Consider the following 19,580-nt stretch of genomic DNA (forward strand, 5'->3'; position numbering starts at 1 on the left):
CGTGACTACACAACACACCGGCACTTCCGACGGGAAAATCCGCTGGGGAATCCTCGGCACCGGGTTTATCGCCGGGCTGCAAACACAGGACCTGGCCGATCACGGCTTCACAGTCCAGGCTGTGGGTTCCCGCACGCTGGAATCCAGCAAGTCATTCTCCGAACAGTTCGGGATTCCCACTGCCCACGGGAGCTACGAAGCGCTGGCCGCGGACCCCGACGTTGACGTTGTCTACATTGCCACGCCGCACACTTTCCACCACGCCCACGCACTGCTGGCTTTGAACGCCGGTAAACACGTGCTGGTGGAGAAGCCCTTCACCATCAATGCCCGGGAAGCGCAGGACATCGTGGCGCTGGCCGAAGCCAAGGGGCTGGTGGTGCTGGAGGCGATGTGGAGCCGCTTCCTCCCTCACATGGTCCGGCTCCGTGAGATCATCGCCGAGGGCTCACTCGGGCAGATCCGGAAGGTCACGGCCAGCCACAACCAGAACCTTCCCAAGGATCCCGCGCACCGGCTCAACGATCCTGCCCTGGGCGGCGGTGCCCTGCTGGACCTCGGCGTCTACCCCGTGTCGTTTGTCCTCGACGTCCTGGGCGCACCGGCCAGCATCCGGGCCAGCGCCGCGACGACGGCCACCGGCGTAGACCGGCAGACGGCAGCAATCTTCGATTACCCGGACGGACAACAGGCTCTTGTGGACTGCGCCCTGGACACCGCATCAAACAACCGGGCAGCCATTATCGGGACTGAAGGCTGGATCGACATCGAACCCACCTGGTACAACCCGACGCCCTTCACCCGGTTCGACAATGCCGGTAACGTCCTGGAGCGCTTCGACCAGCCGGTGACCGGCAGGGGGATGCAGTACCAGGCGGCCGAGATGGAGCGCCTCATCCGGGACGGTCACACCGCGGGCACCGTTCTCCCACCGGCCGAGAGCGTGGCCGTCATGGCCGCCATGGACGAGATCCGCCGCCAGATCGGCCTCAAGTACGACGCCGACGCCGCCCCGGAAGGGACCCCCAATGACTGAAACCGTCCAGTCCCGGATCACTGAGCTGCAGCAACACGAAGAGGAACTCGTCTTTCCCGGATTCGACCACCACGATGCGTGGAGCCTGGGCTCGCTCATCGCCAACCGGGCGATCGCCGCGGGGCATGCCGTTGCCATCGATATCCGGCGGCACAACGTGGTTCTCTTCCGCTGCGTCCTGCCCGGGGCCACCGCGGACCAGGAGGAGTGGATCCGCCGCAAGTCGGCCAGCACCCTGCGCTTCGAACACAGCACCGCCCTGCTCGGCGAGGAGTTCGCGTCCAAGGACTTCGACCCCACGCAGGGCGGCTGGCTCGCCCCGGAGGACTACACGCTGGCCGGCGGATCGTTCCCGGTCCGCGTCCGCGGGGCGGGCGTCGTCGCCGCGGTCACGGTGTCCGGGCTTTCGTCCGACGACGACCATCAACTGGTGGTCGACAGCATCAGGGCGTACCTCCAGACAGCCGCCGGCTAAGCCCCCGGGCCGCGCCCCGCAGCCTGTCCGCCGAGGGCCTGTCCGCCGAGGGCCTGTCCGCCGAGGGCCTGTCCGCCGAGGATCTGTCTGTAGAGCGCCAGATGGTCGGCCACCATGCGGGCCGAGCTGAAGCGCTGCTCCGCCGACGCGCGGCAGGCTTCCCGGCTGAGGCCTGCGGCCTGGGCGGCGAACCCGGCGAGCTGGTCGACGCTGCCCAGGTAGCCCGTGACACCATGCTCCACGATTTCCGGGGCAGCACCGAAAGGGGTCCCCACAACGGGCGTTCCGGTGGCAAGCGCCTCAATCATCACGAGGCCGAACGGTTCCGGCCACTGGATCGGATTCAGGAACGCGAGCGCGCCGCCCACCAGTTCATATTTTTCGGCGTCGGACAGCGGCCCGGTGAACTCCACGTCGGGCCCCAGCGCCGGCCTGACGACGTCGTCGAAATAGCCCTGCTCCTCGGGTCCCTGGATCCGGGCGCTGATGCGCAGCGGGATTACTGCGGCACGGGCGATCTGGATGGCCTCAAGGATGCCCTTGTCCGGGGACAGCCGTCCGACGAAGCACAGGTAGCCACCGTTCCCCTGCCCCACCGGAACTGACGCCACATCCATGCCATGGTGGATCACCTTCGTCACCGGGACTTCCGGCGAACGGCTGACCTGGTCATGGGAGATGGCAATGATGCCCGTGGTCTTCCCGATGGCGCTGTACAAGTCCACGGCCTGCGGGGCCAGGCGGATGTGGATAGTGGTGACCACCGGGACCCGGGCCGGACGGTGGGCATAGAGCGGCCCGCTCATGGTGTGGTCATGGATGATGTCGACGCCGGCCATGCCGTCGTAGGCCCTGATGATGTGGCTCAGCTCCGACAGTGCGAACCCCATGTCAGCCGGTTCCGAGGGCCGCATCCGCGGGGCCAGGGGAACGGGACAGGTACTGTCGGACGGGGCTGCCAGCAGGACGTCATGCCCTGCTGCTGCGAACCCGCGCGCGAGGCTGTCCACCACCCGTTCGGTGCCGCCGTACCCGGGCGGCGGAACCGGGATCCACGGTGCCGATATGAGTCCAATGCGCACTTTTGCCTCCCACGAAGGTACGGCCTGACCGCCGGGAGCTAGTCCACACAATATGGCCGGGCACACCGCCAGACAAGGGCTCGCGTGAAGCCGGGCTCCCAACAACAGTCAGCCGGCGTGACCAAAGCAACTGTCCCGGCAGGAATGCACGGCGGGATATGCGGGTTGTCGCAGGCATGAAGATCGAGATCTGGTCAGACGTCGCCTGCCCCTGGTGCTACATCGGCAAGCGCCGTTTCGAGACCGCCCTTGCCGAGTTCCCGCACCGCGACCAGGTGGAGGTGCAGTGGCGCAGCTACCAGCTGGACCCAGGCGTGCCCGAGCACTACGACGGCACCGAACTGGACTACCTCAGCAAGCGCAAGGGCATGGCCGCCAGCCAGGTGACGCAGATGTTCGAGCAGGTAGCAGCGCAGGCCAAAGGTGAGGGCCTCAACTACCGGTTTGACGCCGTCGTGGTTGCCAACAGCTTCACGGCCCACCGGCTGATCCACCTGGCTGCCGCCCACGGCAAGCAGGATGCGGCCAAGGAGCGGCTGCTCAGCGACCATTTCGAGCACGGCAAGGACATCGGCAGCCCCGACTACCTCACGTCGGTTGGCTCGGATCTGGGGCTCGACGCCGGCGACGTCGCCGAGCTGTTCAGCTCCGACAAGTACGCCGACGACGTCCGCAACGACTTCGCCGAAGCCCGCGCCCTGGGCATCAGCGGCGTTCCGTTCTTCGTGATCGACCGCAAGTACGGGCTGTCCGGGGCCCGGCCCGCGGCGAGTTTCACCATGGCCCTCGAGCAGGCGTGGCAGGAGTCGCACCCGCTCGGGATGGTGGGCTCGGAAAACAACGGCGCCCGGAAAACAGCGGCAGAAAACGCCGGGGCGTGCGGCCCGGACGGCTGCCCCGTCTGAACAGCTACCCCGTCTGCACAGCCGAGTTTTTGTCCAGATATCGTCCCCTGGAAGGCATTTAGGGCCCATTATCTGGACAAAAACTCGGAAGGGTTTGGTGACAGATCGCGGTAAAGTGTCCCTATGCCACGGATATCGGCCCCCAGCAACGCTGCGCAACGCGCCGAGACCCAGCGCCGCATCCTGAACGCCTTTGGTGAGCTCCTCTTCTCCCACGGGCTGCCCGGGCTCACCATGACGGATGTCGCCCGGCACGCGGGGATCGGCCGCACGGCTGTCTACAACTACTACGCCGACATCGAAGAGCTGCTCATCGCGTACGCCCTCGTGGAGACGGAGCGGTTCATGACCGGGCTGCGCGAATCGCTGTCCCGGCTGGACAACCCGGTGGACCGGCTGGCCCTGTACGTGCGGGCCCAGGTGGAGGATCTCAGCCGGCGCCATCTGCCCCCGGGACCGGCCATGGGCGCCGTCCTCTCGCCGGCGTCGTTTGCCAAGCTCGCGGACCACGTGGACGGGCTGAGCGAGATGCTGCAGGACATTCTTCGCGACGGCATGGACCAGGGCTATTTTCCGGTGGCCGATCCCCTGCAGCAGGCGCAGCTGATCCACGGCACGCTCTCCTCCAGCGCCGCCCGCGGCGCCGACGCCTCCGAAGACCTGGAGGAAAGGGTCTCCCGGACCGTCCGCTTCATCCAGTTGGGCGCCGGGGCAAGGTTCGACGACGGCGGCCGCCCCCTCCGCCTGCAGCCGCCGGCCGCTGCGGCCGGCTAAGAATCACCCGGCTAAGCATCACCCGGCTGGGGTTCAGCGCTTGGCGCCCTGGGTGGGCATGACCGGCCACTGCGAGTCGTCGGCGACGCGCCGGCTTTCCCGCGGGCAGCTGAGCTGGCCCGGCGTCTGGTCAACGAGCTGCGGCTTGACCAGGCCGCGGTAGTCGCTGGTCAGGATCACATCCACGCTGGCGTCCTTGCGCCCGTCCTGGAAGTAGTCGGAGCCAGGCAGATTCCGCTGGACGGTAAAGGCCGCCGACTGTCCGGCAGCACCCGAGACGATGGCCGCCACGCCGCGGTAGCCGGTCTGCGTGTTGGCCACCTTGGCAACAGCAAACTTCCGGGCCTTGAATTCATTGGCCGCCGCCTTGGCCAGGCCGTTGCGGCTTGTGGCGTTGAAGACATTCACCGTCACCTTGGCGGGCGGCGTGTAGTCGAAAGTTGTGGCGGGGCAGACAGAGGAATTCTCCTGGGCCTGGATGGCGGACGGAAATTTGATCTGACCGCTCATCACGCCCATCGCACCCATGATGCCCGCGACAATGAGGCCCAGCAGCAGCACGAGCACCACACCGTGCAGGATCCGGCGGCGGAGCCGGCCCGGGTTTTCCGCGTTCTCGTCATCTTCGACGAACGTGGCCCTGAGCTCGGGGCCGGTAATCACGCGGTGACCGTGGAGAACGGTCAGGTCTTTGGGTCTTCTAGCCATCGATCACAAGCACCCTTGCGTGTATCGCGGTGCGCTGGTGGAGTGCCGTCCTTACCGCCCGGTGCAGGCCGTCCTCCAGGTAGAGGGTGCCCTGGTACTGCACCACGTGCGGAAACAGGTCGCCAAAGAAAGTGGAGTCCTCGGCAAGGAGCGCTTCAAGGTCCAGGGTCCGCTTGGTGGTCACAAGTTCATCCAGCCGCACGGGACGGGGCGGAAGCGCCGCCCAGTCTTTGGGGGTACTGAAACCATGGTCGGGGTAAGGGCGTCCCTCGCCCACAGCTTTGAATATCACCCTGCAAGCGTAAGCAACTGGCCGGTCCAAGGGAATGTGGAATCAGCGCGCCGCGGGAGGTTGTAGCCAAACAGTAACTATGTGTCACATGCTGGCCGCCGCCCGCAGTCTGGGCGGAATGGCCGGTGCCGGCTGACAGAATGGAGCCATGACTGCACCTTCAGCGAACCCCGCCACCGGGTTCGGCGCCCACACTCCGTCGGCACCCGCACTGGCTCTTCTCCTGGACGTCGACGGGCCGGTCGCCAGCCCGGTGAGCAGGGATGTGAAACCGGAAATCATTGCCGATCTGGTGGCTCTCGCGAGCGCCGGGGTACCGGTCATCTTCAACACCGGGCGCTCGGACGCGTTCATCCGGGAGCAGGTCATGGAGCCCATGATCGCGGCCGGAATGCCCGGGGGAACGCTGATCCACGCCATCTGCGAAAAGGGCGCCGTGTGGTTCAGCTACACGGCGGCCGGCCCCGGCCCCATCCACGTGGACCACGAGCTTGCCGTGCCGGCGGCCTACGGCGACGATATCCGGCGCATGGTGGCCGAGGACTACGCCTCCCACATGTTCTTCGATGAAACCAAGCGCGCCATGGTGTCGGTGGAACAGCACATCGAGGTGCCGAGCAGTGAGTACCTCGCCGAGCAGAAGCTGTTTGATGCGGAGGCCTTGGAACTCATGGAGCGTCACGGTTTCGGCGTCGTGCGGCTGGAGCACCACGCACCGAACTCCGACGACGAAATCGACTACCGCGTGGACCCCACCATTATTTCCACGGACATTGAGTCCGTCCGGCTGGGCAAGGACCTTGGCGCGAGCCGCGCCGTGGAGCTGCTGGCCGCCCAGGGCATCACGCCGCAAGCCTGGCGGACGGTCGGCGATTCCCGCACGGACTACGCCATGGCCGACTGGCTGCACCACAACGACCACGCCGTGAAGCACGTCGACGTCCGCCCCGCGGACGGCGTCCCGGCCAAACCGTACGACGTTCTCACCGCCGTCGACCTGGGCCTGCCGGAGACTGTCATTCACGACGACGCCGGGGCGGCGTTCCTGTCCAGCTGGCGGCAGGCTCTGCTTGGCTAAGCCCGCTGCCGCGGGATAAGGGCGGGAACAGCCCGGAGGGCGGGCCACCGCCCGGCCGCCTGCCCGGCATGTTTTACCGGCAGGACTATCATGCAAGTAAGACTTCACCCCTCGAGGCTTGGGAGAAACACCATTACGGACGTGACGGTTCAGGACGACATCTACTACGGCGCTCAGGCGTCCGAGGACGCGCCCGCACTCGCGGAAGAAACGTCGCCGGCGGCTGTGGCGCGCCTCAAGCACCGCCCCGACGTCGTTCGCCGGTCAGGCCGGTATGCGCTGATCAACGACACCCGCACGCCCTACCAGGCCATGGTGGAGGACCTGCTCTTCCTGCGGAACGTGCTGGACGGGGCCGGCCTGGACTACCTGCTGGTCCGGGGCAACAACGACCGTCCGGTAGTCGCCCTCGACTGGAAGGACCGAAAGAAGCTGCGGTCCGCCCTCGTTGACGCCTGCCGGAACGAGCCGTTCTACTCCATGACCGTGGATGCGAAGAAGAAGACGTCCGTCCTGGTGGCCGACGGCGAACTCTCCGTCAACCGGCAGGCACGCATCTTCCGGCTGTACCGCCCGCGGGTTGAGCCCGAGGGCGGCTTCGAATTCGGAGCATCCGCCGGCGTCCAGGTGGAGCTGTGGAGCTTCCTGGGCGACGAGGTGATCCTGCCCATCGAAAACTCGCTCACCCGCCGCACCATGATGGCGCACGAGGCCGTCCGCGGAACGGTTGAGCGCTACGGCCACACCTGGCCCACCATCGAGAACATGTTCGCTGACCACGCGAGCGATATCAGCTTCGACATCGACATGGTCTTCTCCTGGGTGGACGGCACCTCCCCGGAATACATCGCCGCCCGCCGGGCCCGGCAGGCAGGGGCTGTCCTTGGCTCGGGCGACGACCACGAGGCGCGCTACCGGCAGATCAACGAGCTCAAGTATGCACTCCGGTCGGTGTACATGTTCGCGCCGTGGGTCCGCCGCATCTTCATCGCCACGGACTCCCCCGCGCCGGAATGGCTGAACGACCACCCGTCCGTGACCATTGTCCGGAGCGAGGACTTCTTCGCTGACCCCTCGGTGCTGCCCACGCACAACTCGCAGGCCGTGGAGTGCCAGCTGCACCACATCGAGGGCCTCTCCGAGCACTTCCTCTACTCCAACGACGACATGTTCTTCGGGCGGCCGGTGGGCCCGGACATGTTCTTCACCCCGGGCGGGATCACCAAGTTCATCGAGGCGGAGACGCGCATCGGCCTCGGCGACAACGACGCCGAACGCAGCGGCTTCGAGAACGCGGCCCGGGTCAACCGGAAGCTGCTCTGGAACCGCTTCGGCCGCATCACCACCCGCCATCTTGAGCACACGGCGGCGCCGCTGCGGCGGAGCCTCGTGGCCCAGATGGAGCAGGAGTTCCCGGCGGATTTCGCGAACACGGCCGCCAGCACGTTCCGGGCCGCGGACAACATCTCCGTCACGAATTCCTTCTACCACTACTACGCGCTGCTGACCGGCCGGGCCGTGACCCAGACGGCAGCCAAGGTGCGGTACGTGGACACCACGCTCCGGTCGGGAGTGAAGTACCTGCCCAAGCTGCTGAACAAGCGCAACATGGACTTCTTCTGCCTCAATGACGGCAGTTTTCCGGAGGTTCCGGCCGACGAGCGGGCGGAATTGGTCACCGAGTTCCTGGAAAAGTACTACCCCATCAAGGCGCCCTGGGAAAAGTAAGCCCTCTCCATGCAGAAAAACCCCGCCGGGAGCTGACCAGTCCAGATCCGGCGGGGTTTCCTGTAGCTGAAGACGCTACTTGCGCGTGAGCATCGGGCGTTTGCCCCCTTCCGGGATACGGATTCCGGCTGCCGCCAGGCGGCGTTCCGTCTCCTCGGGGCTGACGTACTCGCCCACGGTCGGAGTGGCGCCCAGCGGCACCACCGAATGCACCACCGTGTGCTCATAGACGTGCACCAAATTGAAGGCCTGCCCGCCGTCGCGGCCGCGGGTGCCGCCCACAGGAACATTCAGGTCCTGGGTGTAGCACGTCGCGGAGGCCACGGAGACGGGGATGCCGGCGAAGCTCGCCGTCGTGGAGTAGTGCAGATGGCCGGCCAGGATGCTGCGCACATCCGAGTTCCGGACCACGGCTGCCAGGGACGCCTGGTCGCGGAGCTCCACGAGCACGGAGAGGTCCAGGACCGACGGAACCGGCGGATGGTGCAGGGCCAGGATGGTGCCGTCCGGCGCGGGGGTCTCCAGCTGCCCGGCGAGCCAGTCCAACTGGTTGTCGCTGAGTTCGCCGTGGTGGTAGCCGGGCACGGACGTGTCCATGGTGATGACCCGCAGCCCGTTGACGTAGTAGCTGTGGTCGACGGGGTCGTCGTTGCCGTGCTGGCCGAACAGGCCCGCCCGGAAGTTGGCGCGGTTGTCGTGATTGCCCATGGCCCAGATGACCTGGGCGCCGAGATCGCGGCACGCGGGCTCCACGACCGCGCGGAGCTTGGCGTAGGCTTCGGGGTCGCCCTTGTCCGCCAGGTCGCCGGTGAAAATCACGGCTTCCGGGCGCGCGCCGGAGGCCTGAACCTCGTCGAAGAGCTGGATCAGGCGGGCTTCGCTGTCAACTGCGCCGTATAGAGGGTCCGGACCTCCCAACAGATGGGTGTCACTCAGGTGGAGTAGAAAATGGCGTGGCCGGGGGTGCTCGGCCTCGATGAGCTCCATTGCTGCCTTCGTGGTAGTTAGGAAGCGGGGCGCCTCCTGTGTCCCTCTCAGTACCTTCCATCCAACCAGATAAAAAGCGAACTAGGGGGAAACGGGAGTTGGCATGTTGAAAAATTACAACACCGCCGCCGCCTTCGGGCTACCTTCCTCGCTTTCGTTTCCTTGCACGGTCATCGCCGATGACCGCTTTATTTAATTGCCGCGCATGGTTTGATTTGCCGCATTCCGCCGGTATCTGACGGAGAGAGGGCTATGCGCCCGGCAGTTTCGCCGCAGTGAAGAATGGGGAGCTTCCCCTGGCTGTTCCGGGCGGAATGCTCTTCCGGAACGTGCCCGGCCTACCGCGCCTGGGGCCGCTTGAAAGGACGACGACGGCGTGCGGCCGCGCTGGGCAGGCCACCCGTCCAGCAGATCGGGAACAGCCCGTACATCCGCAGTCGGCGGACGCATCCGCCGCCGCCACGTCATCCCCCGCAGGGCAATCGAAACCCGGGCGGGTTCCGCCGGGTGTCGGCGGAATCGTCTGGAGGGAAGTCACATCGTGCTCTCTCGCCGGGTACATGACTGTCACTAGTGACAACGGTTCTAGCCTCCGTTGCATTCCCTGGACCTCCTCACCTGTTGGCTTTACCCGGTAAGCGAACAGCCCGACGGCGGCTGCCCGCCACTGTTTACGGCGCCGCCGTCGGAACGGCTCCTGCTGCGGCCTTGGCCGCTGCCGCGGCCTCAGTTGGCGCGGCGCTTGGCGAAGTCGCGGTTGCCGGTTCCGACGTGGGAACTGGCGCCGGTGCCGGGACAGCCGGAGCCGTGGTGACAGGGGCCGCCGTCGTGGGGACCGGATCCGGCACGGGTGCCGGGGCGGACTCGGTGGGGGCAACTTCCGTCGGGGCAGGTTGGGAACTCGTGATTGGCGCAGAGGGTGCTGCCGGATCGGTGGGCGCGGGCGGCGCGGGATCGGCCGGGACCGCCGGCTCGGTGGGAGTCGGGTCCGCCGGAACCGGGTCAACCGGAGCCGGGTCCGCCGGCGGCGTGGTGGGAGTTGGCGTCGGTGTGGGAGTAGGAGTCGGTGTTGGGGTGGGTGTGGGAGTCGGCGTCGGTGTCGGGGTGGGCTTGGGCTTGGTCGTTGCGGGAGGCGTCGGCTTCGGCTTGGGAGTCACCGTGACGGTCGGGGCTGCCGTCGGGCGGGAGGTCGACGAACCGGACGACGACGCACTGGATACCCGGGTGGGCCGCGCCGCTGTCGCCTGGCCAGGGCGATGTTTGGCGACTGCGGCTGCGGTGACCGGCGTCAGGCCGTCGTCTGTGTTGCCCGGCCCGCTGTTGCCGGGGATGTTGGGGATGGCCCACCCGTAGGTGGTGGCAGCGCCGCCTTCGAAGCTGGTGAATACGGCGGGTGTCAGTTGGTCGGTTTGCCGGATGGGCAGCAGGGTCCACTTCATCGGGTCCTCGTGCTGGCCGTTCTTGATCACCTCGAAGTGCAGATGGCAACCGGTGGAGGATCCGGTGGTGCCCACCTCCGCGATGATCTCGCCAACCCGCACATGGTCGCCTTTTTCGACGGCGATGCCCTGCAGGTGGTTGTACGTGGTGATCAAGCCGTTGCCGTGGTCGATTTCCACCCGGTTGCCGCCGCCCCAGGGGTGCCAGCCGGCGGCCCGGACCACGCCGGAGTCGGCGGCGTAGACGCGGGTGCCGCAGGCTGCAGCGAAGTCCTGGCCCCAGTGAAACTCTCCCGGTTCGCCGGTGATCGGGCTGCGCCGCTGGCCGAACGGGGAACTGGGAGTGAGCACTTCCAGGGGTGCCATCAGGAAGCCGGGCCCGGGCCGCTTCAGCGCGGTGGAGGCCACACCGGGAGATTTGGCTTTGGCTGCCTGGCCTGCCTTGACGGTCGTGTCGGCCACGGTGCGTCCGGTGGGACCCTTCGCCGGTGCGGCGATGCCGGACCCGCTGATCGGATACCCGGGTGCGGTCGTGTCGGGATCCAGGAGCGCCGGCCCGACTACTCCCGAGGGAGCGGCAATTGGGACGGCAGCACCCACGGGCTGCTGGATCGGGGCGGCAGGACCCTGGAATCCGAAAGCAAAGACGGAGAAGCCGACAACCACCGCCGCGGAAAGGCTCCGCAAGGCGATCCGGCCTGGGCCGGTCACCCCCGGTGCGTGCTTGGGTCCCCCATGATTTGCCACAAAATTCTCCTGGATAAGTACCCGCCAAACTCCTATCTCGACGAGCGTGTCCTCCATTGTGGCCACAGCCCAAAGCACGGCGAAACCCCTAAAACTGGGGGGCCAAGCCGTCCGGGCTCATAGGCTTAGCCGGGCAGCTTCCGGCGCGGGAGAATGAGTTATGCGGACTTTCCTGACGGAATGGCAGGCGGAACTGAAACGCACCCTGACCGGCAGCCCGGATGCGCTGCCGGACTGGGCGCGGAGGTTTGCCCAGGGCGACGACGCCGGGTACTTCCTCCCCGGCTCTGCGGTCTGGGCGGTCCATGGCGGCGTGGCTACCATCATCGGCGGCATCCGGTCCCTGCTGATGCAGACTCTCCACCCGGGCGTCCTCGCCGGGGTGCACGACCATTCAAATTTCCGTGCGGACACGCTGGGCCGGCTGGCCCGGACCACTGCCTGGATCCACGCCCTCACCTACGGGTCCACGGCGGAAGCCCAGGCGGCCACCACAAGGGTGGTCCGGCTGCACGAGTCCGTATCCGGGAACTACGTCGACGGCGGCGGCACGGCCAGGGCGTACTCCGCCAACGATCCACAACTGCTCCGCTGGGTGCATATAACCTTCACGGACTCGTTTCTCCGCTCGCACGAACTCTGGGGCGGCCCCATCCCGGGCGGCCCGGATGCCTACGTGCGCGAATGGGCGGAGGCGGGCAGGCTGATGGGCGTGGAGTTCCCGCCGGAAAGCAAAGCCGCCCTTAACCGGGAGCTCGGGGAATGGCTTGCCGCAGGGATTCTCCGCGGCGATGAACGGGTCGCGGAAACGGTTGCGTTCATCCGGAATCCGCCCCTGCATCCCTTGTTGAAGCCAGGCTACCGGATCCTGTTCGAGGCCGCCGTCCTGAGCTGGAGCCGGACTACCGCCAGCTGCTCGGACTGCACACTGTCCGGCTCGGTCCCCTGCCGCTGCCGGTGAGGCTGGCCGCCCGGGTGACCCTCGCCGTCGTCCGTCTTGCACTGGGCCCGGCCAGCCCGAGCCGGCTGGCCGCCCACGAGCGGCTTCAGAGGCTGGGCGTGACATAACCCCTCCCGCAGCGGACGGCGAGAAACAAAAAACCCGGCCCTGACGAAGTCAGGACCGGGTTTTCCGATGGCGGAGAATGGGGGATTTGAACCCCCGAGGGCGTTAACCCAACACGCGTTCCAGGCGTGCGCCATAGGCCGCTAGGCGAATTCTCCAGCTGCTCTTGAACCAAAAGCAGATACTAGGATACCTGAACTTTCCGGCATCTCCCAATCGGCCGAAAATGGTGCCATGTCCCAGCTGCACGCGCTCGTGATCTACGTTCCCGATTCCCACGCCGAGGCGGTGCTCACTGCCGTCGGAAACGCCGGCGCCGGCCGCCTGGGCGACTATTCACACTGCTCTTTCAGGGCGCCTGGCACGGGACGTTTCACCCCCTCGCCAGGCGCCCGTCCCTTCATCGGCACCACAGGCGTCCCGGAGGAAGTGTCCGAGGTCCGGATCGAGTGCATCGTGGAAGAGGACGTGCTCGACGCCGTCGTCCTGGGATTGCGGCAGGCCCACCCCTATGAGGAGCCGGCGTTCATGAGCTGGCCCGTGAACGGGCACCGCTAAGACGACGGCGGGTGCCCGCGGCAGCCCCACCGGAGCCGATTCGGGCCACGCCAAAAGTTCGGGTAAAGTATCTGACGGCCCCTCATGTGGCGTCATCCTGTTGAACTCCCCCAGGACCGGAAGGTAGCAAGGGTAGATGGGCTCTGGCGGGTGCATGAGGGGTCTCTTATTTAATGTCAGTCCCTATAGGTAGGTTTTCCCTGTGACTGTTACAACTGCCCTTTACCGCAGGTACCGCCCGGACTCGTTCGCGGACGTTATCGGGCAGGAACATGTCACGGAGCCGCTGATGACGGCGCTGCGCAAGAACCGCGTGAACCACGCCTACCTTTTCTCCGGCCCGCGCGGCTGCGGCAAGACCACGTCGGCCCGCATCCTGGCCCGCTGCCTCAACTGCGCGAAAGGCCACACGGACACCCCGTGCGGCGTCTGCCCCAGCTGCGTCGAACTTGCCCGCGGCGGTGCCGGCTCCCTCGACGTCATCGAGATCGACGCCGCCAGCCACGGCGGTGTGGATGACGCCCGCGACCTCCGCGAACGGGCCACTTATGCCCCGGTGCGGGACCGCTACAAGATCTTCATCATTGACGAGGCCCACATGGTCACCTCAGCGGGCTTCAACGCGCTGCTGAAAATCGTCGAAGAGCCGCCGGAACACATCAAGTTCATCTTCGCCACCACCGAGCCGGACAAGGTCATCGGCACCATCCGCTCGCGCACGCACCACTACCCGTTCCGGCTGGTGCCGCCGGAGCCGCTCATGGCGTACCTCGAGCAGCTCTGCCACCAGGAAAACGTCCCGGTGGCCCCCGGAGTGCTGTCGCTGGTAATCCGGGCCGGTGCGGGGTCCGTGCGGGACTCGCTGTCCGTGCTGGACCAGCTCATGGCGGGCGCCGGACCCAACGGCCTCGATTACGAGCTTGCCGTGGCACTCCTCGGTTACACCCACGCCTCGCTGCTGGACGACGTCGTCGAAGCCATCGCCGCATCCGATGCCGCCACGGTCTTCCGCGCCGTGGACCGCGTCATTCAAACCGGGCACGATCCCCGCCGCTTCGTGGAAGACCTGCTGGAGCGCTTCCGGGACCTCATCATCGTCCAGGCCATGCCGGAAAGCGCCCAGGCCATCCTCCGCGGCATGCCCGCGGACCAGATCGCCCGGATGCAGAGCCAGGCCCACAATCTCGGCGCGGCCGAGCTGTCGCGCGCGGCCGACGTCACCAACACCGCACTGACGGAGATGACGGGTGCCACGTCGCCGCGGCTGCACCTGGAACTTCTCTGCGCCCGTATCCTGCTGCCCAGCTCCGAGCAGACCGAGCGCGGCATTGCTGCCCGGATCGACCGCGTGGAGCGTCGCCTGAACTATGCAGGGTCCGACGCCGGAGCTCCCGCCGCCGCTGCGGTTGGGCCGGCCGCTGCGGCGCCGGCAGCCGCCGCCCCTGCGCCTGCAGCGGCTCCGGCGGCTCCGGTTGCTCCCGTGGCTCCGGTTGCTCAAGCAGCGGCTTCTGCGGCTGTTCCGCCTGCCGTTCCGGTTACTCCCGCTGCCTCGGCCGCTCCCGCGCCGGCCTCGGCTCAGGGCGCGCCGCAACTACAGGGACCGCCCAGCATCCAGGCCGCACCCGCCGCTGAGGACGCGCCCGGACGGGAAGCCCTGGCGGCACCGCGAATCACCACTGGTGACTGGCCAATGGATGACGCCGCCGCACTTGACCGCCGCCCAGCCCCGGACTCACACGGCGGCGAGAACCGCGGGCCGGCGGCCCAGCGGCCAGCCGATTCGCCGGCATCCGCCGCAGGTCCTGAACAGGCGCAGCGCCAACAGACCCAGCACGAACAGACCCAGCACGAACAGCGCCAGCGGCCGGAGCCGGCGGCGGCACAGGCGGCCCCGTCTGCCCCCGCCCCGCAGCCCCACGCACAGCCTTCTTCCGGCGCAGCCACTGCCGGTGCGGCTCCCGCCGGGTCGCATGCCGACGTCGAGGTACTCCGCCGCGCCTGGCCCGAGGTCCTGCAGACCCTGGCAAAGATCAAGCGGAGCACGTGGGCACTCGTGGAGCCCAACGCCCAGGTGGGCCAGTTCGACGGCCAGGTCCTGACGCTCGTCTTCAGCACTTCCGGGCTGGCCGGCGCCTTCGGCAGAGCAGACCACTCCGAGAATCTGCGCCAGGCCATTCACAAAACGATCGGCATCGACTGCCAGATCACCGCGATGGCAGGCGCCGGCAGCTCAGCGAGCTCTGAACCAAACCCAAAAGCGCCTACTAGCCGGGATATTCCGGCTACCACCACCGACGCCGACTGGGGCTTGGCACCCAACGCGGATGGCCCCGGACGGCAGGAGCCTGCCCCGGTACACGCGGAGGCAGCAGCGGCTGCGCCGGCGTCGCCAGTCCCGGCTGCCGTGCCCGCCCCGGGGAATGCTTCTCCGTCTTCGTCGGCCACCCCAGCGGTATCCGTGCCGCAGTGGTCCGGGCCAACGATCACGCCGTCCCTGCCGGACGCAGCAGCCCCCGCCGGCGCCGGAAGCGCTCCGGGCGCATCCGGCACTGCTGCGACCGCTGCCCCGGCCGCATCTGTCGGCACCGGCAGCCCTGCCGGAGCGTCGGGCCGTGGACTGTCCGCACCCGCCGCGCAGCCTGCACCGTCAACCGGGGACACACAGCAAACCGCCGCACAGCCCGATACCGCCCAGCAAACCGTTGCGCAGCCCGTTTCCGCCCAGGAGAAGACGGCACACGGTCTGCAACAGCAGGAATCCGGCGACTACTCCTATCCAGATGACGACTGGGGACCTCCTCTGGACGAGGACGCCCCTCCGCTGGATGAAGAGCCTCCCATGGACTGGGAGCCGTCACGCCAGTGGCAGGGCAGCCCTGCACCATCGGCGGGGCCGGAGATTAAGGCGCCGGCGCCGAAGCCGTCTGTCGAGTCCGCACCGTCCGCTGCGCAAACCCATGCAGAAAGTGCCGCCCCGGTCCAGGCAGACCGCCGGCCGGCTCCAGGCGCCACGGCCGATCCATGGACCCGTGCTGTGGAGCAGACACCTGGTGTGTGGGCCCTCAGTTCCGAGAGCAACGTGGGCAAATACCCGGGGGCTGGCAACGAACGCGACGAGCAGCCCACCGGCTCCGCTGCACCGGTGTACCCACCCGCCGCCGCGCAGCCGCCTAACAACGGCGGTCCTGCCGCTGGAGGCCGGCCCTCCGCTGCGCCGGGTGAAAGCGCCCGGGGCGAGCGCGCCCCGGACCCTGCCGTGAGCGCCCCTGCGGAGAGTGCGCCGGAAATTGCCGGGCGCGATGTCCCGGAGTTCGAACCTGCCTACGCCATGGCGTCCGCGCCGGCGACTGCCAGCCACGAGTACGGTGCACCCACCCCGGCCCAGGGTGTCCGCGCGCCTGCCGTGACTGCTGCCACCGACGCCGCCCCGGTCCGGGTCCCCGTGTTCGCGTCCGGCCCCGGACCGGCGATTCAGGCAGGACCCAAAGCTCAGCCAGGGTCTGCAGCTCAAGCCGGGCCGGCGGTTGCCGCTGCCCGCACCGCTGCACCGGAGCCAGCATCCGAGGCTCCCGCCAGGGGCAAGCTGAGCCTCTACCAGAGGCTCTCCAACAGCCCGGAGGCCGAGGCGGGCAGGGCCAAGGCGCCCGTGCGGAGCACGGAGGAACCTGCGCCATACGTGCAGGACATCCCCAGCGCCGACGACGAAACCATCGAGGAATCGGGCGTCTTTGGCCGTGCCGCCGTCGAGCGTATTCTGGGCGGAAAGCTCATCGAAGAACGGTCGCTGGACGGCAGCCCCCTGGCGCCCCGGTATTAGGCGGCGGCACCCGGCCGTGAAGCGGCTCCCGCCCGAAGCGAGGACCCGGGCCGGGCGGGCCGCCCCGCGACGTCCCGGTGCCCCGCCTGGTGGCACCGGCCAACTTCAACCAAGCAATCGAGGAAAAAGTGTACGAGGGTGCAGTTCAGGAGCTGATCGACGAGCTCGGACGCCTTCCCGGTGTGGGACCGAAGTCTGCGCAGCGGCTGGCGTTCCACATCCTGGAGGCAGACCCCCAGGACATGAAGCGCCTGGTGGAGGCCATCACCACCGTTAAGGAACGGGTCAAGTTCTGCACCGCCTGCGGCAACGTGACCGAGCAGGAACTGTGCAACATTTGCCGCGACCCGAGACGCGACCCTTCGGTCATCTGCGTCGTGGAGGAGTCCAAGGATGTACTGGCTGTGGAGCGCACCCGCTCATTCCGGGGCCGCTACCACGTGCTCGGCGGTGCGATTAACCCGATTGCCGGCGTCGGCCCGGAGCAGCTGCGGATCCGCGAACTCCTCAACCGGCTCAGTGACGGCGCCGTCCAGGAGATCATCATCGCCACCGACCCGAACCTTGAGGGCGAGGCCACGGCCACCTATCTGGCACGCATGCTGCAGTCCATAGGAATCGCGGTCACCCGTCTCGCTTCCGGGCTGCCTGTGGGCGGCGACCTCGAGTACGCGGACGAAGTCACCCTGGGCAGGGCGTTCGAGGGCCGCCGGAACGCCCTCAGCTGACAGCAAGGGTCATAATTCCACAGCGGGCGGACGGCGGCGATAAACTGGTCAAACCAGTATGCCGCCGTGCCGCAAGGCCGTCTGGCCTCCAGAACTCCAATTTGATCCAGTGAGGGTGCACGCATGAGTATGCCCAGTACCGATGTGAAAACCGAACCGCGGCCGCAGGAACTGCCCGCAGATGCTGCTGTCACCGCGCAGCTTATTGTGCAGAAGTTCGGCGGCTCCTCGGTGGCGGACGCTGAAGGCATCAAGCGTGTGGCCAGGCGCGTGGTCGACGCCCAGAAGGCCGGCAACGAAGTCGTCGTCGTCGTCTCCGCGATGGGTGACACCACCGACGAACTCCTTGACCTTGCCGGCCAGGTCACCGACTCGGCACCGGCCCGCGAGATGGACATGCTCCTCTCCGCCGGTGAGCGCATCTCCATGGCCCTGCTGGCCATGGCCATCAACAAGTTCGGCGCGTCCGCGCAGTCCTTCACGGGTTCCCAGGCCGGCATGATCACGGACGGGATCCACGGCAAGGCCCGGATCATCGACGTCGATCCGCACCGCATCCGCACCGCCCTGGACAAGGGGCACATTGCCATCGTCGCCGGCTTCCAGGGCATGAGCCGCTCCACCAACGAGATCACCACGCTCGGCCGCGGCGGCTCGGACACGACGGCGGTGGCCCTTGCCGCAGCCCTCGAGGCCGACGTCTGCGAGATCTACACCGACGTCGACGGCATCTACACCGCTGACCCCCGCGTCGTTCCGTCAGCCCAGAAAATCGACCGCATCTCCAGTGAGGAAATGCTGGAACTGGCCGCCTCCGGGGCCAAGATCCTCCACCTCCGGTGCGTCGAATACGCCCGGCGGTTCGGCGTGCCGCTGCATGTCCGTTCCTCATTCAGCCAGAACGAAGGCACCTGGGTCCTGCCCGGCGCCGATGACAAGATCACGACTCAAGAGGGAGTTGCCTTGGAGCAGCCAATCATCTCCGGTGTTGCACACGACCGCTCGGAAGCAAAGGTCACCGTTGTGGGTGTTCCGGACATCCCGGGCAAGGCGGCCGCGATCTTCCAGGTCATTGCGGACGCCCACTCGAACATCGACATGATCGTCCAGAACGTCTCCACGCACGGCACCGGCAGGACCGATATCTCCTTCACCCTGCCCATCGTCGAGGGCGCCGACGCCCTTGCCGCCCTCCGTGCTGCGCAGGCCGAGATCGGTTTCGAAAGCATCGAGTACAACGAGCAGATCGGCAAGCTGTCGCTGATCGGTGCCGGCATGCGCTCCCACCCCGGCGTTTCGGCCACGTTCTTCAAGGCCCTGTCCGCCGCAGGCATCAACATCAACATGATCTCCACGTCGGAAATCCGCATTTCCGTGGTCACCCATGCTGACCTGCTCGATGACGCCGTCCGCGCCATCCACAAGGCATTCGACCTGGACAGCGAAGCCGTCGCCACCGTCTACGGCGGCACCGGGCGCTAAAGCGCCTCGAAGACAGAAGCCCGGTGCGTTCGCGCACCGGGCTTCTTCATTTGATGACGCTTGTCACTTATCCAGATCGCCCTTGCGGACAGCATAGTGGTGCCCTTCCGAGTCAGTCTCGACTTCGAACTGGGCCAAATCATCTTCGGAAGCATGCTCATAAGTGTCGTGCAGGTGAACCACCGGCGTAGCTGAATCGCCTACGGCGGCAGGGCCGAATACGAACCGGAGCCTGTCTGTCAGGTTCATGAAGCCAGTGAGCACATGTGCCACAAGTCCCACCCCCTTCCCTGCTTGAAGGCGTCAGAGCGTCTGCCCTTCGATTGCCAGTGCCCTTATTTTACGCCGGGACCCCGGAAATGAACCCCGGCCGGAATGGTTCGGCAAACGGCCTGGTTCAGCAAACGGCCTGGTTTAACGGCTGGCACTTCAGCGCCTGCTAGCGCAGCGACTTGTCGTCCGGGTTGCGCGGCACAACGTATGTGCTGCCGTCCGGGCGGTGGATAGTTTCCCACTGCTGGGTCTCGGCCTCGCGCTGCGCGAGAAGTTTGCGGTTCTCCTCGGTCATGTCGTGCACCAGCGAACTCCTGTGGGCGGGGCCAAAAACCGCCCTGAGCCTGCCTGTTGCCCGCATGAACCGCTGTGCGGCGTTCTCTTTTGCCACGGTATCCACTCCAT

Annotated in this window: 17 protein-coding genes, 1 tRNA gene, 1 other RNA gene and 1 pseudogene; 12 read left to right on the forward strand and 8 right to left on the reverse strand. The window is 67.1% G+C overall.

Annotated features, from left to right (window positions below; genetic code table 11):
* Position 1: 1 nt before the first annotated feature.
* Complete coding sequence (locus ACFRAU_RS10105; protein ID WP_377999808.1) at positions 2-1,036, forward strand: Gfo/Idh/MocA family protein; 1,035 nt, start codon at positions 2-4, stop codon at positions 1,034-1,036.
* Positions 1,029-1,511: a heme-degrading domain-containing protein gene (locus ACFRAU_RS10110; protein WP_377999809.1), complete on the forward strand. Its 483-nt coding sequence runs from the start codon at positions 1,029-1,031 to the stop codon at positions 1,509-1,511. Before ACFRAU_RS10105 ends, ACFRAU_RS10110 begins: the two co-directional genes overlap by 8 nt.
* Here the strand turns inward: ACFRAU_RS10110 and ACFRAU_RS10115 are convergent.
* Complete coding sequence (locus ACFRAU_RS10115) at positions 1,508-2,593, reverse strand: glycosyltransferase family 4 protein (RefSeq protein WP_377999810.1); 1,086 nt, start codon at positions 2,591-2,593, stop codon at positions 1,508-1,510. The genes ACFRAU_RS10110 and ACFRAU_RS10115 overlap by 4 nt on opposite strands.
* Positions 2,594-2,769: 176 nt before the next feature.
* Here ACFRAU_RS10115 and ACFRAU_RS10120 point away from each other — a divergent pair, with 176 nt between their 5' ends.
* Together ACFRAU_RS10120 and ACFRAU_RS10125 are read left to right on the forward strand one after the other, a co-directional pair.
* Positions 2,770-3,498 carry a DsbA family oxidoreductase gene (locus tag ACFRAU_RS10120; protein WP_377999835.1) on the forward strand — a complete coding sequence of 243 codons (729 nt, stop codon included), beginning with the start codon at positions 2,770-2,772 and terminating at the stop codon, positions 3,496-3,498.
* 123 nt (positions 3,499-3,621) lie between these two features.
* Entirely contained in the window at positions 3,622-4,272 is a 651-nt protein-coding gene (locus ACFRAU_RS10125; RefSeq protein WP_377999811.1) for a TetR/AcrR family transcriptional regulator, read from the forward strand.
* Positions 4,273-4,305: 33 nt separating this feature from the next.
* On the opposite strand, the gene ACFRAU_RS10130 is transcribed toward ACFRAU_RS10125, so the two are convergent.
* Both ACFRAU_RS10130 and ACFRAU_RS10135 read right to left on the reverse strand, forming a co-directional pair.
* Positions 4,306-4,980: a LytR C-terminal domain-containing protein gene (locus ACFRAU_RS10130; protein WP_377999812.1), complete on the reverse strand. Its 675-nt coding sequence runs from the start codon at positions 4,978-4,980 to the stop codon at positions 4,306-4,308.
* Complete coding sequence (locus tag ACFRAU_RS10135; RefSeq protein WP_043417724.1) at positions 4,973-5,272, reverse strand: type II toxin-antitoxin system VapB family antitoxin; 300 nt, start codon at positions 5,270-5,272, stop codon at positions 4,973-4,975. The genes ACFRAU_RS10130 and ACFRAU_RS10135 overlap by 8 nt, the downstream gene beginning before the upstream one ends.
* 148 nt (positions 5,273-5,420) lie before the next feature.
* Here ACFRAU_RS10135 and ACFRAU_RS10140 point away from each other — a divergent pair, with 148 nt between their 5' ends.
* Entirely contained in the window at positions 5,421-6,350 is a 930-nt protein-coding gene (locus ACFRAU_RS10140) for a hypothetical protein (RefSeq protein WP_377999813.1), read from the forward strand.
* A 90-nt stretch (positions 6,351-6,440) separates the two neighbouring features.
* The gene (locus ACFRAU_RS10145) at positions 6,441-8,078 is read left to right on the forward strand and encodes a stealth conserved region 3 domain-containing protein (protein WP_377999814.1); all 1,638 of its coding nucleotides are present in this window, start codon (positions 6,441-6,443) and stop codon (positions 8,076-8,078) included.
* Positions 8,079-8,153: 75 nt separating this feature from the next.
* Here ACFRAU_RS10145 and ACFRAU_RS10150 read toward each other — a convergent pair whose 3' ends face one another.
* Positions 8,154-9,065 carry a phosphodiesterase gene (locus tag ACFRAU_RS10150; protein WP_377994451.1) on the reverse strand — a complete coding sequence of 304 codons (912 nt, stop codon included), beginning with the start codon at positions 9,063-9,065 and terminating at the stop codon, positions 8,154-8,156.
* 671 nt (positions 9,066-9,736) lie between these two features.
* On the reverse strand, positions 9,737-11,251 hold the full coding sequence (locus ACFRAU_RS10155; protein WP_377999815.1) for a M23 family metallopeptidase: 1,515 nt from the start codon (positions 11,249-11,251) through the stop codon (positions 9,737-9,739).
* A 160-nt stretch (positions 11,252-11,411) separates the two neighbouring features.
* Between ACFRAU_RS10155 and ACFRAU_RS10160 the strand changes: the two are divergent.
* Positions 11,412-12,319: pseudogene (locus tag ACFRAU_RS10160) on the forward strand (oxygenase MpaB family protein).
* Between the two features lie 68 nt (positions 12,320-12,387).
* Here ACFRAU_RS10160 and ACFRAU_RS10165 read toward each other — a convergent pair.
* Positions 12,388-12,475 (reverse strand) — tRNA-Ser (locus tag ACFRAU_RS10165).
* A 76-nt stretch (positions 12,476-12,551) separates the two neighbouring features.
* On the opposite strand from ACFRAU_RS10165, the gene ACFRAU_RS10170 reads away from it, so the two are divergent.
* The 5 genes from ACFRAU_RS10170 to ACFRAU_RS10190 all read left to right on the forward strand — a co-directional run bounded on the left by ACFRAU_RS10170 (position 12,552) and on the right by ACFRAU_RS10190 (position 18,902).
* On the forward strand, positions 12,552-12,875 hold the full coding sequence (locus ACFRAU_RS10170) for a hypothetical protein (protein WP_377999816.1): 324 nt from the start codon (positions 12,552-12,554) through the stop codon (positions 12,873-12,875).
* Positions 12,876-12,948: 73 nt separating this feature from the next.
* Positions 12,949-13,045, forward strand: an RNA gene (gene ffs, locus ACFRAU_RS10175) — signal recognition particle sRNA small type.
* Positions 13,046-13,077: 32 nt separating this feature from the next.
* Complete coding sequence (locus ACFRAU_RS10180) at positions 13,078-16,692, forward strand: DNA polymerase III subunit gamma and tau (RefSeq protein WP_377999817.1); 3,615 nt, start codon at positions 13,078-13,080, stop codon at positions 16,690-16,692.
* A 128-nt stretch (positions 16,693-16,820) separates the two neighbouring features.
* Entirely contained in the window at positions 16,821-17,420 is a 600-nt protein-coding gene (recR, locus tag ACFRAU_RS10185; RefSeq protein ID WP_111902426.1) for a recombination mediator RecR, read from the forward strand.
* Between the two features lie 123 nt (positions 17,421-17,543).
* Positions 17,544-18,902, forward strand: a complete 1,359-nt coding sequence (locus ACFRAU_RS10190) for an aspartate kinase (RefSeq protein ID WP_377999818.1) — start codon at positions 17,544-17,546, stop codon at positions 18,900-18,902.
* Between the two features lie 63 nt (positions 18,903-18,965).
* Here the strand turns inward: ACFRAU_RS10190 and ACFRAU_RS10195 are convergent, their stop codons facing one another.
* Together ACFRAU_RS10195 and ACFRAU_RS10200 are read right to left on the reverse strand one after the other, a co-directional pair.
* Positions 18,966-19,151 carry a hypothetical protein gene (locus tag ACFRAU_RS10195; RefSeq protein ID WP_377999836.1) on the reverse strand — a complete coding sequence of 62 codons (186 nt, stop codon included), beginning with the start codon at positions 19,149-19,151 and terminating at the stop codon, positions 18,966-18,968.
* Positions 19,152-19,341: 190 nt separating this feature from the next.
* Positions 19,342-19,536: a hypothetical protein gene (locus ACFRAU_RS10200; protein ID WP_377997513.1), complete on the reverse strand. Its 195-nt coding sequence runs from the start codon at positions 19,534-19,536 to the stop codon at positions 19,342-19,344.
* Between the last annotated feature and the right edge of the window lie 44 nt (positions 19,537-19,580).

The organism is Arthrobacter sp. NPDC056691, assembly GCF_042791415.1.
GTDB lineage: Bacteria > Actinomycetota > Actinomycetes > Actinomycetales > Micrococcaceae > Arthrobacter.

Bases quoted from the DNA above. Each gene is read 5' to 3' on its own strand.
- ACFRAU_RS10110 (WP_377999809.1), top strand. From the start codon at position 1,029: ATGACTGAAACCGTCCAGTCCCGGATCACTGAGCTGCAGCAACACGAA.
- ACFRAU_RS10120 (WP_377999835.1), top strand. From the start codon at position 2,770: ATGAAGATCGAGATCTGGTCAGACGTCGCCTGCCCCTGGTGCTACATC.
- ACFRAU_RS10125 (WP_377999811.1), top strand. From the start codon at position 3,622: ATGCCACGGATATCGGCCCCCAGCAACGCTGCGCAACGCGCCGAGACC.
- ACFRAU_RS10130 (WP_377999812.1), bottom strand. From the start codon at position 4,980: ATGGCTAGAAGACCCAAAGACCTGACCGTTCTCCACGGTCACCGCGTG.
- ACFRAU_RS10140 (WP_377999813.1), top strand. From the start codon at position 5,421: ATGACTGCACCTTCAGCGAACCCCGCCACCGGGTTCGGCGCCCACACT.
- ACFRAU_RS10145 (WP_377999814.1), top strand. From the start codon at position 6,441: ATGCAAGTAAGACTTCACCCCTCGAGGCTTGGGAGAAACACCATTACG.
- ACFRAU_RS10150 (WP_377994451.1), bottom strand. From the start codon at position 9,065: ATGGAGCTCATCGAGGCCGAGCACCCCCGGCCACGCCATTTTCTACTC.
- ACFRAU_RS10170 (WP_377999816.1), top strand. From the start codon at position 12,552: ATGTCCCAGCTGCACGCGCTCGTGATCTACGTTCCCGATTCCCACGCC.
- ACFRAU_RS10190 (WP_377999818.1), top strand. From the start codon at position 17,544: ATGAGTATGCCCAGTACCGATGTGAAAACCGAACCGCGGCCGCAGGAA.
- ACFRAU_RS10195 (WP_377999836.1), bottom strand. From the start codon at position 19,151: ATGAACCTGACAGACAGGCTCCGGTTCGTATTCGGCCCTGCCGCCGTA.
- ACFRAU_RS10200 (WP_377997513.1), bottom strand. From the start codon at position 19,536: ATGCGGGCAACAGGCAGGCTCAGGGCGGTTTTTGGCCCCGCCCACAGG.